We start from the raw sequence: 14,105 nt of genomic DNA, 5'->3' as shown, positions 1-14,105 counted from the left end.
TTCACTATCGCAGGCTTTCCAACAAAAAAACGGCTGACCACCGTCGATCAGCCATCTCTTTCACTCTCCCCCATCCTCACATTTCCCCATATATTTCTCCACCAGCTCAAATGGCGCAGGCCCCGTCTTGAGTACATCCTCATGAAATTGCTTCTGTGAAAAATCCGTCCCCTTTTCCGCCGCGGCCTTCTTTTTCAATTCCAGAAATTCCACATAACCAATATAATATTTTGCATAATTTCCCGGAGATCCAAGAATCAGGTCATAGACACGGTTCACCGTATTTACATCCTGGATTCCATAATTGGAAAAAAATGCCAGAAGATCTGTCCGGCTCCATCCCTCATAGTGGATTCCGATATCAGCCAGCGTATACAGCCCAAGAATGATAGAACTGTTTTTCTGTAAAATAACCGCCTGCTCCTTCGTGATCGGCGCCAAATAATAGCTGCACATCTCCGCATAAGTCGCCCACCCCTCAATATACCCTCCAATGCTGAACATACTGCGCACCGGGTCCGGGTCCGTCCCCGCATAATACACATTCTGATACAAATGCCCCGGAAATCCTTCGTGCGCAAGTGTGGTAAACAATATCAGCGGATTTCCCATGTGGGCCTGGTTGACATAAATCACATTTTCCTTATAGCTGTCAATCGCCGGAATCATATAAAACGCGGGGCTCAAATTTCCCTGCAGAGCCTCTGGCACATATTTCACACTGACCGTAGTATCCGGAGCCGCAGGAAATGCCTTCCCAATCTCCTTTTTCAGTCCATTCAAAATACTGATCGGATTCGCGGTATCCATAGCCGCCGCCTCATGCGCCAATTCCGGATTCCCAATCAAGGCCGCCGCTTCCTGAGATACCTGCTCCCTTAAATCCACATGTTCCCCCTGCGACGCACTTCCACCATTATTCACACTTTCCCCCTGTGCTGCATTTCCGCTGTTCTCCGTATTCTCCCCCTGTGACGCACTTCCGCTATTATCCACACTTTCCCCCTGTGCTGCACTTCCGTCATTATCCACACTTTCCCCCTGCGCTGCACTTCCACTGTTCTCTGCATTCCCCCTCCGCGGTAAATCCCCAATTTTTTCATTTTCCGTAATTCCCAGGACGCGTTCCATGGCCTCCAAATCTTCTACAATCTGCTTCTTCGTCAGCTCTTTCATATCCGCTACCGACCTCTCGGATCCCGTAGACATCCTCACGACCTGCTCATAATACTCCTTTCCCTCCGGAAAATAACAAAGCCCCTGTTCATTTTTTCCGCTCCCCATCATCCTCTGCACCTCCGCGCTGAGCTTCGAATACGCCGGAAGCACATAACTGCTGAGCATCAGCGCGTTTCTCTGGATATAAGTACTCCTCTCCTCCTCGCTGATCCCGCTTAACTGCTGAATCCGGTCTACGAATGTAGAAATCAGATAATTACTCTCCCCCATATTCATAAATACTCTGCACTGCTCAATGACCTGATTTGCCGCATTGTCCGACATAAACAGCCCCGCATCCGATTTTGCCTGCTCAAATTCGATCAGCGACTGGAAATAATCCGGCGTTTTTTTCATCAGCTCCAGATAAATATCCACATCCTCCCGGTCATAAAACTGATATTCCGACAGCAATACCGGAAGCTGCGTATGTATCCCGCTGACCAGCCCCAGAGGTTCCTCATATAAAGTAAACTCCGCGTCCTCCTTCAGCCGTTCCATATAATAATCCAGGACATCATAAGTCAGCTGATTCGAGACAAACAATTCCTCAGGGTCAAATGCTTCCAATGCACGCTGAATATTTTCCACCGAAGCCCTCACCATATTTTCATCCGTTTCATACATCCCGTATGTAATCGGAATTTTCTGGATTCCGTAGTCCTCCGGATTCCGCAGAGTATAGTGCAGGCTGATCGTATTCGACGATGTTTCCTGACAAAATAACTCGTTTGTAAATTTTTCAAAGGCCAGATTTGATTCTTCCGGCGTCTGTTTCCGGCATCCCTGCAAAAAAAATGAAATCAAAAATGCAGCAAAAAAGACAAAAACAAGCCTGACAAATTTTCTCCCCATAGTGGATTTCCACACAGGACATGCAGACTCCGCCCAATCAAATATGTATTTTTGAAATTTCGACATAGACACTCCGAGATTTTTCTTTAATTCATATCTATGCCCGCGAAAAAATGATTATTCTGTTGAGACAAACTGTATTTTTGAGAATCCTTCAGCCCAGCAGACAAATCTGATATCATCTGCCGTAACCCCCATATCCCCCTGTTCTAAATTTCCCCCAAAGTCTCATAAAAATAAAAGAATGACTTTCAAAATAAAGAGGTTTCCCATGCAGCTATTCCTGTACATATCCGATTTTATCGTCCCCTTCCTGATCCTCGCCATCGTAGCCTACGGCATTCTGCGTGAAGTCAATGTATACGACAATTTCATCATCGGAGCTCGAAATGGTTTTCTCACCGTTGTCAAAATCATGCCCACACTCATCGGCCTGATGGTAGCCGTAGGAATCCTGCGCGCATCCGGATTTCTCGACTTTATCTCCCAGATCATCGGACATTTCAGCGCCCGAATCGGTTTTCCCGGAGAACTGGTGCCCCTGTCCATTGTGAAAATGTTTTCCTCCTCCGCAGCCACCGGCCTGCTCCTGGACATCTACAAGGATTCCGGCACAGATTCCCTTTGCGGACGGATCGCCTCCATCTCCATGTCCTGTACCGAGACCATTTTTTATACCATGAGCGTCTACTTCATGACCGCAAAAGTCACAAAAACCCGCTACACCCTGCCCGGCGCCCTGATTTCCACCCTGGCCGGACTGGCAGCCAGCGTATTCCTGGCAATGCAGTATCCCACTTGAAGTTGCGGTTCACGTACTGACCGGCCGCGAACTGCAACCCATCCGGCCCATTGAAGCGTAAACAGTAACCATTTGAATCCATCTTGTCTAAAAGTGTCTGATATGATAAAATGAATCTATTAAAGATACGATATTCTGACAAAAGAATCGTACAAAAGGAGGACTCCCACTATGTCCGGCATAACACTCAAAAATCTCAACAAGACCTACCCAAACGGATTTCTTTCCGTAAAAAATGTTTCTCTTTCTATTGAAGACGGAGAATTTGTCACATTCCACGGCCCCAGCGGATGCGGCAAATCCACAATACTGCGTATGATCGGCGGTCTGGAAGAGATCACCTCCGGCGAGATCTATCTCGGGGATGTTCTGCTGAACGAAGTATTACCCAGGGATCGCCGTCTGTCCATGGCATTTCAAAATTACGCGCTCTACCCCGGGCTCAACGTCTACGAAAACATTGGTCTGGGCCTCACCCTTCGGGATTTTCCGAGAAATATCATCGACAGCCGTGTACAGTCGGCCGCAGAATTTTTACAAATTCCAGATATTTTAAATAAAAAAATCCGCTCCATCACAGAAGCGCAAAAACAAAAAACAGCCCTTGCCCGGGCCATCGTATGCCATCCGAAAGTATTTCTTGTGGATGAAGATTTTTCCAAAGGAAATGCCCGCCGCCGCGCGGAAATGCTCCGGGACGTCCTGCGCATCAACCAGGAATTAAAACTCACCACCCTGTACATTACCAACGACTATCAGGAGGCCATCAACCTGAAGAAAAAAATCATATTCATGAAAGACGGAGAAATCATCCCGGCAGAAGAATACGAAGTCTGATTCAGGAAAACATAAAAAACTCCGCCGAAATATCCCTTACATATCCCAGCGGAACAAACACATTCCAACAGTACGGCAGCAATCCGACAATGCATCTATCCGCAGAAAGCGCCTGCATCAGCTCATTGATATGAAACAATCGTCTGCGCCAGCACGTTTTTACATATCAATAAGCTGGCCGCGCCTGCGGCGTCCCTTCTCTAACGCTGAACCAAAGCATTGTAAATCTCCCGCTTCGGCACTCCCCGGTCCTTAGCCGCCTGTTTCATGGCCTCTTTCCGATCCATCCCCTGATCCAGGTACATCTGGATATGCTCCTCAATCCCCATTCCTTCCCAGCGGGATCTTTTCTCCTCGGCCACCTCTTCCCTGGTTTTTCCGGCCACCACCAGCACACATTCGCCCTTCGGTTCATTTGTCTCATAATAGGCCGCCGCCTCGCCCAGCGTCGTAAGAAATGCCGTCTCATGCCGTTTTGTCAGTTCCCTGCACACCGTCGCCGGCCGCATTTCCCCCAGGTGTTCCGCCAGCAGCTTCAGCGTTTTCACCAGCCGGTGGGGCGCTTCATACAGAATCATCGTCCGGGTCTCCCGCTCCAATTCCTCCAGAACCTGAAGTCTTTCCTTCTTATCACTGGGAAGAAATGCCTCAAATGCAAACCGTCTCGTCTCCCGTCCGGAAATGGTCAGCGCCGTGATACACGCAGCCGGCCCCGGAAGAGAAGTCACAGAAATCCCCGCGTCGTAACACATTTTCACCAGCTCTTCCCCCGGATCAGAAATCCCCGGTGTCCCCGCATCCGTCACCAGCGCGATATTTTCCCCGCCCAGAAGCCTTTCCACCAGCTTCCTGCCCTTCTCAAACTTGTTATACTCGTGATAACTGGTCATGGGCGTCTGTATTTCAAAATGATTCAGAAGCTTGATGCTGTTGCGTGTATCCTCCGCCGCGATCAGATCCACTTCCCTCAATGTCCGCACAACCCGGAAAGTAATATCCTCCAGATTCCCGATGGGAGTCGCACATAAATATAACGTTCCTGACATAATCGTCCCTCTTATCAATCAAATAAACTATCTGCCGTTGGACAGCCGCCTGAAAAAAATTCCCGTATCATGATCTGGAAATGCCGTCAGAGCTCCCGTTTTCGGCAATTGTCTAGTGTACTGACACATTTACTTTCTGTCAAATGACGCAGAATGGATTTCCAGACTGCAAGGGGGCTGAACGAGATAATGCGGTCACTACACTAATACATCACCACCGGCGGCTCAATCGTAACCCGCGATTTTCCGCCTTTCATGCCTTCGATCAGCACCATGGTCGGCTCCTTGTCCACATAGGGATGCACAAACTGAATCCGCTTCGGTTCAATCTTGTACCGGCACATCATATTCAGGATTTCCACCAGCCGGAACGGCTTATGTATCATATAAAATCTGCCCTTGCTCTCCGGCAGTATCCTGGCGCTCTCCCGCAGGATATCCTCCAGCGTACAGAGCACCTCATGTCTGGCGATGGTTCTGGCATCCGACAGATTTTCCAGGCCGTGCTGCCCCCGCATATACGGGGGATTTGTCGTAATGACGTCAAAAGAGGCCGTTTTGAAAATCTCCGCCGCCTCTTTGATATCCCCCGTCACTATATCGACTTTTTCCGAAATCCCGTTGTACAGCACGCTGCGTCTCGCCATATCCGCGCTTTCCTCCTGGATCTCCAGCCCGGTAAAATGCGCCCCTTTCGTCTTCGCTTCCAGCAAAATAGGAATCACCCCGGTTCCCGTACCCAGATCCAGCACACGCTCCCCCGTCTTCACCTTCACAAAATCCGTCAAAAGCACCGCGTCCACACCAAAACAGAACCGCTCCGGATCTTGGATGATCATATACCCGCTGAGCTGCAGATCATCCAGACGTTCCCCGGGCTTCAAATATGCATCCGTCATTCCTTCTCCAACTCCCCAAGTTCCTTCAGTTCTTCCTTGGATATCTTCTGTTTCCTGCGTCTCGGTTTAAAACGAAGGTCGTCCACATGATACTCCCGGATCTCCTTCTCGTCATTTTCCAGATTCACGATCACCTTCACCAGTTTACGCAGTACGCTCAGAGAATGCACCGTTCCCTTCAGCCCGTCCGAGGTCGTCACAGAATCCCCGACAGACGGAAGATGGTGGTTCAATTCCTCATAAATCTCCTGCTCATTTGTCAGACAGCACATCAGCCTTCCGCACACCCCGGAAATTTTCGTCGGATTCAGGGACAGGTTCTGCTCCTTTGCCATCCGAATCGACACCGCGGAAAATTCCGACAAATAGGTGCTGCAGCACAATGATCTGCCGCAGATCCCGATACCGCCCCTGATCTTCGTCTCATCCCGCACCCCGATCTGTCTCAACTCAATCCTGGTACGGAACACAGAAGCCAGATCCTTCACCAGATCCCGGAAATCAATCCGCCCGTCCGCCGTAAAATAAAACAAAACCTTATTGTTGTCAAACGTATATTCCGCGTCAATCAGCTTCATATCAAGCCCGTGCTTCTGGATCTTCTCCTGGCAGATACGAAATGCTTCCTTTTCTTTTTCCTTATTTTTTTCCACGGTTCGCCTGTCCTGCTCCGTCGCAATACGGATCACAGATTTGAGCGGCTGCACCACTTCCTCGTCCTTGACATCCATCGGACCGCTGGCCACCCAGCCATATTCCACGCCGCGGGCAGTCTCCACGATCACATGGCTCCCCTGCTCGACCTGAAATTTTCCCGGTGAAAAGAAATAAATCTTTCCCGCCGTCCGGAAGCGCACGCCAATTACTTTTACCATACTTTCTATTCTCCTTAAAATGTATAATAATCTGATTTTTACTGAAAACGGGTCATGCGGCCTGCTGTTCTGAATTAATTCTCTTTGATTGTCAACAGCAGCAGCTCTATCGTCAGTTCAAAGTTTACATTCGCTTTCAAACGTGCCTTTGCCGTCTCGAGAGCACTAATGATGACCCCGATCCCCTCATAAGAACTTTTGCTCGCCCGCTCCTTAATATACTTAAGCTGATCCGAAAAAACAACCCTGTCCACGCTCAGCGTCGCCTTATAAATCAGCACATCCCGATACCAGATCGCGATCATATCAAAATAATCATTGATATCCAGCTTAAATTCCGAACATTTTTTCACAGCCTCGATCAGCTCCGCCGTCTCCATCTCATTGATATCCCGAAGCAAATGCACAATCTCCTCTTTGATATCATTGAAATGCTCGGAGCTTGCAAGTGAGATTGCCTTCCCCATATTCCCCTGTGCAAATGCCGCGCAGATATCCGCTTTATAATCCGGAATCTCCATCTGCTCCATGAGATATTTTTTGATAAGCTGATCCTTGATATTGCGCAGCTTCAAGATCACACACCTGGAACGGATCGTCGGGAGCAGCACTTCCGCATTCTCCGTCAAAAGAATGATCACCGCGTACTCCGGCGGTTCTTCTATCGTTTTCAAAAGCGCATTCTGCGCCTGTACGCTCATCATATCTGCATGTGGAACAATATAAACCTTATACTTACTGGAATATGGTCTGATCACAATATCATTATTCAACTGCGTTCTGATCTCATCCACACTGATGGTCGTCGACTTCTCATGCCTGATAAAAATGATATCCGGATGGTTGCCGCTCATAGCCTGGCTGCAGGACCTGCACCTCCCGCAGGCTTCCCCGTCAGGATCTCTATTCTCGCACTGCAGATCCATTGCAAAAAAATCCGCCAGAAGCCGTTTCCCGGAGCCCTTCTCCCCATTCATAATATACGCATGAGAAACCATGTCCGAAGCGGAAACCTTTTCTATATACTGGATGATATTCTTATGTCCAATAATTTCCTTAAACCCACTCATTTTTATCACCTGCTGTCTCTTTTATCTTTTCAAGTAAAAAATAACCTTCCATCCCTTTACTGATTGCTGCGGATCAGATACCATGCAAAATACACGGCAGATCTTTTGTTCGCTCTATAAGTATAACATATAATTTCTTATTAACATACTTTTTTATATATTTTCCATGAAAAAATCTGTTCTGCATATTCAATTTATATATCGGCAGATTTTATCCACACATTCCCCAAATTCCACATTTTCAAATCTTTTTTTTATTCCCGCCTTTTCCAGGTTTTCCTCCGAAAAATCCTCAGAATCAGCCAGAAATCTTCTGCACATCTCAGCATACTTCGGATCTGTCTGGCTCCGTTCCCGCTCCACAGCCCTGGCAAGCCTCAGTCCATCCTCCACTTCCACATAAAGCGGCACCACCTGCTCCTCTCCAAAATACGTTTTCATCGCGGCATAAGATTCCAGCGTACCAATCGTAAGATAATCAAATTTTTCCGGGTCGATCTGTCCGTCATCCGCAGTAAAATACTTCCAGATTCCACATCTCGTATTATACGACCGCAGCTCAATCACACGCTTTTTCTCCTGCATCCCCCGCAAAAATTCTTCATCCACAAAATGATACTCCACCCCTTCAGTCTCATTTTCCCGAATCGGCCTTGTAGTATATAAAACAATATCCTTCAATTCCGGCATCCTTTTTTTTACTTCCTTAAAAATCGAATCCTTCCCCGATGCACTTTTCCCCATAATATAGTAAATTTTTCCCATATCTCCTTTTTCCTAACCCGGATAAACCGAAACCAAAATTTTTCCATCTATACGGTTGCAATCCGAAGTCACATTTTTATGCAATCTATTGCAATGAAAATGCGACTTTGGATTAGCAACCCACCTCATTCATTCGTAAAATGTGAGAAGCACGGATTTTACGAATGAATGAGGTGGATTGGATGCTCAAAGAACATCCAATTGTACAGGTGGAAATCTTTCCATTTTACACAAGAATTGCAGTTTACCTATTACGTCGAATCCATGATCGTTATATATCCGCTCTTATTCATCCCTTCAATGTCAAATCCCATTCTGCTGTATTCCTCAATCCTTGCAATAACCTCCTCCGAAATCCTTTCGCCGGGAACAATCAGAGGAATACCTGGCGGATATATATATGCATATTCCATAGAAATTTTCCCACAACAGCAAGACCACGGCAATGCACTTACACTTTCCGGATTCTGCTTCCCTGCTTGTTCTGCCTTCGAACTCGAAAAAACCTGTTCCAGTCTGGGAATCCCGGCGGCAGTCAATCCGATTCCGCCATTCTCCGAATCCAACGTAAGTTCACTTTCGCTTAACGGCCACGGATTTTCTTCCTTCAGTTTCTTGACAATCACACTTAAGATCGGCTCATTTTCTTTCTCCAAATTCCGATCAATCCCGCTTAATGGCAACCCATTTTCTTTCTCCAGATTCCCGTCAATCTCATGCAATGCCTGTACAAGTCTCTGGAATCCTTCTCTTATATCCCCAACCGACGTCATTGCCAGCACATAAGTCCCCGCGGCCATCTCCATCTGCAAATGATATTTTTCCAAAAGGAGCTTATATAATTCCCTGCCCGAATATCTTGTCCCCTTCACAGAAATCACAATTTTCGAAAAATCAAAATTCTCTGTCTCAATCATCTGAAGATGCCGCAGCTTTTTCAACTGATTCCTGGTTTCCTTAAGCAGTTTAACATAATCATCAAATGCAGCATCCTTTTTTTCACTGCCAAGCCAGCCAACACACGCGTCTATTCCCGCCATCAGAATATAAGAAGGACTGCTTGTCTGAAGAATATGCAGATATTTTTTTATCTTCTCTCTGTCCGCAAATATACCATTCATGTGGATCAACGCTGTCTGTGTCAAAGCCGGAAGCGTTTTGTGGATACTGTGAATTACAACATCCGCGCCCTTTACATTCGAGTTTTCCGGAAAATACGGATGAAATCCAAAGTGCGCCCCATGCGCTTCATCCACAATCAAAGGAATCCCATAAGCATGTACGATTTCCGCAATCCGCGCCACGTCAGAAACAACACCGTCATAGGTAGGAGATGTGATCACAACCGCCCGGATTTTCTCCTTTTCAGAACTAATTCTTGTTTTCTTTTCAGAATTAACTCTTTTCTTCATTTCAGAATCAGTTCTCTTCTCCCTTTCAGAATTAACTCTTTTCTTCATTTCAGAATTAGTTCTCTTCCCTTTTTCAGCAATAATCCTCTCTTCCTCTAAAATGCGCTGCACATCTTCAGGTCTGACCTCGCCGTTCAGCTCCCGATCAAACACCGGATATAAATATTCCGCTTCCAGTTCATTCATATATACCGCATGATACACAGATTTATGGCAGTTTCTTGCCATTAGAATTTTATCTCCCCGCTGTGTACAGCCCAGAACCGCGCTCAAGATTCCAACCGTACTCCCATTGATTAAAAAGCAAGTCTCCTCCCCATGAAATACCTCTGCCGCCCGTTCCTGAGCCTGCTTCAAAAAACCTTTCGCATGGTGCAGATCGTCAAATCCCTCTATTTCCGTTATATCAATCCCATATGGAAGGCTAACACCTGTTACGTTCCGATTTCTTTTATGCCCCGGCATGTGAAAACCATAATAATCCGATTCCGCATATGAACTTAATTTTTCATATAAGTTTTCCACATCATACTCCCTTCATTTTTCACTTCCCTCTATTTCCGTGGTATAAAAAAATACCGAAAAATCGGTATTTTAAACAACAAAAAATGCCCAGAACCGGAATCGAACCAGTGACACGAGGATTTTCAGTCCTCTGCTCTACCAACTGAGCTATCTGGGCATATGACTTATCGTCATGAGTTGCGGGGGCAGGATTTGAACCTGCGACCTTCGGGTTATGAGCCCGACGAGCTTCCAGACTGCTCCACCCCGCGATATTCAATTATGTGTTCCTTTTGGAACAAAGCCGATGATCGGACTCGAACCGATAACCTGCTGATTACAAATCAGCTGCTCTGCCAATTGAGCCACATCGGCAAGCTAACTGCTTGCACGTCATTACATTGTACCCAAAATGGGTACATGTAATTCCTCATGCAAATTATCTATAAACAAGCCTCACGGCTGATGGATGGAGGTGGATTCGAACCACCGAAGCAACTTGCAACAGATTTACAGTCTGCCCCCTTTGGCCACTCGGGAATCCATCCGTTTTTTCTTTAAATGGGGCCTATAGGGCTCGAACCTATGACCCTCTGCTTGTAAGGCAGATGCTCTCCCAGCTGAGCTAAGACCCCATAAAACGACCCAGAAGAGACTCGAACTCTCGACCTCCGCCGTGACAGGGCGGCGCTCTAACCAACTGAGCCACTGGGCCATATTATTCATTTTGAAAATGCACCTTCAAAACTACACACGAAGAAAGAAATAATCATTTATCCTATCCTTACTGCTCTTTCAAGCATCAACCACCTCTTGGTTATGCCCTCGACCTATTAGTGACGGTCAGCTGCATACATTACTGCACTTCCACCTCCGCCCTATCTACCTCGTCGTCTTCAAGGGGTCTTACTGAATTAACTTCATGGGATATCTCATCTTGAGGGGGGCTTCACGCTTAGATGCCTTCAGCGTTTATCCCCGCCCGGCTTGGCTACTCTGCCATGCTCCTGGTGGAACAACAGATTCACCAGCGGCCGGTCCATCCCGGTCCTCTCGTACTAAGGACAGCTCCTCTCAAATATCCTACGCCCGCGCCGGATAGGGACCGAACTGTCTCACGACGTTCTGAACCCAGCTCGCGTACCGCTTTAATGGGCGAACAGCCCAACCCTTGGGACCTACTCCAGCCCCAGGATGCGATGAGCCGACATCGAGGTGCCAAACCACTCCGTCGATGTGAACTCTTGGGAGTGATAAGCCTGTTATCCCCAGGGTAGCTTTTATCCGTTGAGCGATGGCAATCCCACTTTATACCACCGGATCACTAAGTCCTACTTTCGTACCTGCTCCACCCGTCGGTGTCGCAGTCAAGCTCCCTTATGCCTTTGCGCTCTTCGAATGGTTTCCGACCATTCTGAGGGAACCTTTGAGCGCCTCCGATACCCTTTCGGAGGCGACCGCCCCAGTCAAACTCCCCACCTGACATTGTCCCACGGCCGGATCACGGCCGCTGGTTAGAAACCCAGCACTACAAGGGTGGTATCCCAACGTCGGCTCCATGGCAACTGGCGTCGCCACTTCTTTGCCTCCCACCTATCCTGTACATGCAATACCGAGTCCCAGTGTCAAGCTGGAGTAAAGCTCCATGGGGTCTTTCCGTCCTGGCGCGGGTAACCAGCATCTTCACTGGTATTTCAATTTCACCGGGTGCATTGTTGAGACAGTGCCCAAATCATTACGCCTTTCGTGCGGGTCGGAACTTACCCGACAAGGAATTTCGCTACCTTAGGACCGTTATAGTTACGGCCGCCGTTTACTGGGGCTTAAGTTCAAAGCTTCGCTTGCGCTAACCTCTCCCCTTAACCTTCCAGCACCGGGCAGGCGTCAGCCCATATACCTCACCTTTCGGTTTCGCATAGACCTGTGTTTTTGCTAAACAGTTGCTTGGGCCAATTCTCTGCGGCCACATCTCTATGGCACTCCTTCTCCCGAAGTTACGGAGTCATTTTGCCGAGTTCCTTAACAATGCTTCTCCCGTCGGCCTTAGGATCCTCTCCTCATCCACCTGTGTCGGTTTACGGTACGGGTACCATATGAACAATAGCGGCTTTTCTCGGCAGCTCGGCCACACGCTTCCCTACTTTAATTCGGTCCGTATCACGCTCTCCCATTATACACCGGATTTGCCTGATGTACTGGTACTTCGCTTACACCGGTCTTTCCAATCCCGGCTCGTGCTCTCCTCTCTGCGTCCCCACAGTTCTGTCATATGGCAGTACAGGAATTTCAACCTGTTGTCCATCGGCTACGTCTCCCGACCTCGCCTTAGGCCCCGACTTACCCAGGGCAGATCAGCTTTACCCTGGAAACCTTAGATATTCGGCCGGAAGGATTCCCACCTTCCTCTCGCTACTCATTCCGGCATTCTCTCTTCGGTACAGTCCACAGCTCCTTTCGGTACTGCTTCTTCCCGTACCCAATGCTCCTCTACCAGCCATCATTCGATGGTTCCTAGGCTTCGGCAGTGTGTTTCAGCCCCGGACATTTTCGGCGCAGGACCTCTCGACTAGTGAGCTATTACGCACTCTTTTAATGTATGGCTGCTTCTGAGCCAACATCCTAGTTGTCTTTGAAATCCCACATCCTTTTCCACTTAACACACATTTTGGGGCCTTAGCCGCAGGTCTGGGCTCTTTCCCTCTCGACTGTCCAACTTATCTCGTACAGTCTGACTCCCATACACCATCTACGCGGCATTCGGAGTTTGATATCCCTTGGTAAGCTTTGACGCCCCCTTAGGAATTCAGTGCTCTACCTCCGCAAGACTTGTATGAGGCTAGCCCTAAAGCTATTTCGAGGAGAACCAGCTATCTCCGGGTTCGATTGGAATTTCTCCCCTATCCACACCTCATCCCCACCCTTTTCAACGGATGTGGGTTCGGCCCTCCATTGCCTTTTACGGCAACTTCAGCCTGGACATGGATAGATCACCCGGTTTCGGGTCTGCTCCGACTGACTCCGGCCCTATTAAGACTCGGTTTCCCTTCGGCTCCGGACCTTTAGTCCTTAACCTTGCCAGCCAGCGCAACTCGCCGGACCGTTCTACAAAAAGTACGCGGTTCCACATCTATCGTGGTTCCACAGCTTGTAAACGTATGGTTTCAGGTTCTCTTTCACTCCCCTCCCGGGGTCCTTTTCACCTTTCCTTCACAGTACTATGCGCTATCGGTCACTAAGTAGTATTTAGCCTTACGGGGTGGTCCCCGCACGTTCCCACAAGGTTCCACGTGTCTCGTGGTACTCTGGATACCGCCTTGTCAGTTCACCTTTCGCTTACGGGGCTTTCACCCTCTTTGGCTGGCTTTCCCAAAACCATTCTGCTAAGCTCACTGAATCAATTCCGCGGTCCGAACCCCGGGATGACACGCATCCCGGTTTGGGCTCCTTCCATTTCGCTCGCCGCTACTTTGGAAATCACTGTTGTTTTCTCTTCCTCCGGCTACTTAGATGTTTCAGTTCACCGGGTTCCCTTCCCTGACTTATGGATTGGGTCAGGGATACCTGAGGTCTGCTCAGGTGGGTTTCCCCATTCAGATATCTCCGGATCAATGGATATTTGCTCCTCCCCGAAGCTTTTCGCAGCTTATCACGTCTTTCATCGGCTCTTAGTGCCAAGGCATCCGCCATACGCTCTTATCAGCATAACCAACTCGCCCTCTCGCCTACGGGTGAGGCGCTGGGCTACACATGCATAGCGTTGCATGCGTTGGTGGTTGACTCATTTTTTTCCTGGTTGTCTTCCAGTGACCCTTTCGGGTCTGG

9 protein-coding genes, 6 tRNA genes and 1 rRNA gene are annotated in these 14,105 nt (G+C 48.2%); 2 read left to right on the top strand and 14 right to left on the bottom strand.

Going from position 1 to position 14,105, the window contains the following annotated elements:
• Window positions 1-60: 60 nt before the first annotated feature.
• On the bottom strand, window positions 61-2,139 hold the full coding sequence (locus EBB54_RS23970; RefSeq protein ID WP_125129280.1) for a DUF885 domain-containing protein: 2,079 nt from the start codon (window positions 2,137-2,139) through the stop codon (window positions 61-63).
• Between the two features lie 205 nt (window positions 2,140-2,344).
• Here EBB54_RS23970 and EBB54_RS23965 point away from each other — a divergent pair, with 205 nt between their 5' ends.
• The gene (locus EBB54_RS23965) at window positions 2,345-2,875 is read left to right on the top strand and encodes a spore maturation protein (RefSeq protein WP_125129279.1); all 531 of its coding nucleotides are present in this window, start codon (window positions 2,345-2,347) and stop codon (window positions 2,873-2,875) included.
• 171 nt (window positions 2,876-3,046) lie between these two features.
• Window positions 3,047-3,712, top strand: a complete 666-nt coding sequence (locus tag EBB54_RS23960) for an ABC transporter ATP-binding protein (protein ID WP_125129278.1) — start codon at window positions 3,047-3,049, stop codon at window positions 3,710-3,712.
• Between the two features lie 200 nt (window positions 3,713-3,912).
• Here EBB54_RS23960 and rsmI read toward each other — a convergent pair whose 3' ends face one another.
• From rsmI to EBB54_RS23895, 13 genes are all read right to left on the bottom strand, one after another.
• Window positions 3,913-4,758, bottom strand: a complete 846-nt coding sequence (gene rsmI, locus EBB54_RS23955; RefSeq protein WP_125129277.1) for a 16S rRNA (cytidine(1402)-2'-O)-methyltransferase — start codon at window positions 4,756-4,758, stop codon at window positions 3,913-3,915.
• A 203-nt stretch (window positions 4,759-4,961) separates the two neighbouring features.
• Complete coding sequence (locus EBB54_RS23950) at window positions 4,962-5,657, bottom strand: tRNA1(Val) (adenine(37)-N6)-methyltransferase (RefSeq protein WP_125129276.1); 696 nt, start codon at window positions 5,655-5,657, stop codon at window positions 4,962-4,964.
• Window positions 5,654-6,532 (bottom strand): PSP1 domain-containing protein, encoded by an 879-nt coding sequence (locus EBB54_RS23945; protein WP_125129275.1) that lies wholly within the window; start codon window positions 6,530-6,532, stop codon window positions 5,654-5,656. The genes EBB54_RS23950 and EBB54_RS23945 overlap by 4 nt, the downstream gene beginning before the upstream one ends.
• A 74-nt stretch (window positions 6,533-6,606) precedes the next feature.
• Window positions 6,607-7,602, bottom strand: a complete 996-nt coding sequence (holB, locus tag EBB54_RS23940; protein ID WP_125129274.1) for a DNA polymerase III subunit delta' — start codon at window positions 7,600-7,602, stop codon at window positions 6,607-6,609.
• 189 nt (window positions 7,603-7,791) lie between these two features.
• Window positions 7,792-8,367 carry a guanylate kinase gene (locus EBB54_RS23935; RefSeq protein WP_125129273.1) on the bottom strand — a complete coding sequence of 192 codons (576 nt, stop codon included), beginning with the start codon at window positions 8,365-8,367 and terminating at the stop codon, window positions 7,792-7,794.
• Between the two features lie 251 nt (window positions 8,368-8,618).
• A complete protein-coding gene (locus tag EBB54_RS23930) occupies window positions 8,619-10,304 on the bottom strand; it encodes an aminotransferase class I/II-fold pyridoxal phosphate-dependent enzyme (protein ID WP_125129272.1) in 1,686 nt (561 codons plus the stop codon).
• Window positions 10,305-10,388: 84 nt separating this feature from the next.
• Window positions 10,389-10,461 (bottom strand) — tRNA-Phe (locus EBB54_RS23925).
• A gap of 20 nt (window positions 10,462-10,481) precedes the next feature.
• Window positions 10,482-10,555: transfer RNA gene (locus EBB54_RS23920), tRNA-Met, on the bottom strand.
• A 30-nt stretch (window positions 10,556-10,585) separates the two neighbouring features.
• A tRNA-Thr gene (locus EBB54_RS23915) sits at window positions 10,586-10,658 on the bottom strand.
• Window positions 10,659-10,749: 91 nt separating this feature from the next.
• Window positions 10,750-10,831, bottom strand: a tRNA-Tyr gene (locus EBB54_RS23910).
• 14 nt (window positions 10,832-10,845) lie between these two features.
• Window positions 10,846-10,918, bottom strand: a tRNA-Val gene (locus tag EBB54_RS23905).
• A 6-nt stretch (window positions 10,919-10,924) separates the two neighbouring features.
• Window positions 10,925-10,998 (bottom strand) — tRNA-Asp (locus EBB54_RS23900).
• Between the two features lie 98 nt (window positions 10,999-11,096).
• A 23S ribosomal RNA gene (locus tag EBB54_RS23895) occupies window positions 11,097-13,990 on the bottom strand.
• Window positions 13,991-14,105 lie beyond the last annotated feature (115 nt).

The sequence above is a fragment of the Schaedlerella arabinosiphila genome (genome assembly GCF_003885045.1).
GTDB lineage: Bacteria > Bacillota > Clostridia > Lachnospirales > Lachnospiraceae > Schaedlerella > Schaedlerella arabinosiphila.
The sequence above is the reverse complement of the archived record's forward strand: the minus strand, read 5'-3'. Positions and strand labels throughout refer to the sequence as shown.

Coding starts and splice junctions, on each gene's coding strand:
- EBB54_RS23970 (WP_125129280.1), bottom strand. CDS start 2,139: ATGTCGAAATTTCAAAAATACATATTTGATTGGGCGGAGTCTGCATGT.
- EBB54_RS23965 (WP_125129279.1), top strand. CDS start 2,345: ATGCAGCTATTCCTGTACATATCCGATTTTATCGTCCCCTTCCTGATC.
- EBB54_RS23960 (WP_125129278.1), top strand. CDS start 3,047: ATGTCCGGCATAACACTCAAAAATCTCAACAAGACCTACCCAAACGGA.
- rsmI (WP_125129277.1), bottom strand. CDS start 4,758: ATGTCAGGAACGTTATATTTATGTGCGACTCCCATCGGGAATCTGGAG.
- EBB54_RS23950 (WP_125129276.1), bottom strand. CDS start 5,657: ATGACGGATGCATATTTGAAGCCCGGGGAACGTCTGGATGATCTGCAG.
- EBB54_RS23945 (WP_125129275.1), bottom strand. CDS start 6,532: ATGGTAAAAGTAATTGGCGTGCGCTTCCGGACGGCGGGAAAGATTTAT.
- holB (WP_125129274.1), bottom strand. CDS start 7,602: ATGAGTGGGTTTAAGGAAATTATTGGACATAAGAATATCATCCAGTAT.
- EBB54_RS23935 (WP_125129273.1), bottom strand. CDS start 8,367: ATGGGAAAAATTTACTATATTATGGGGAAAAGTGCATCGGGGAAGGAT.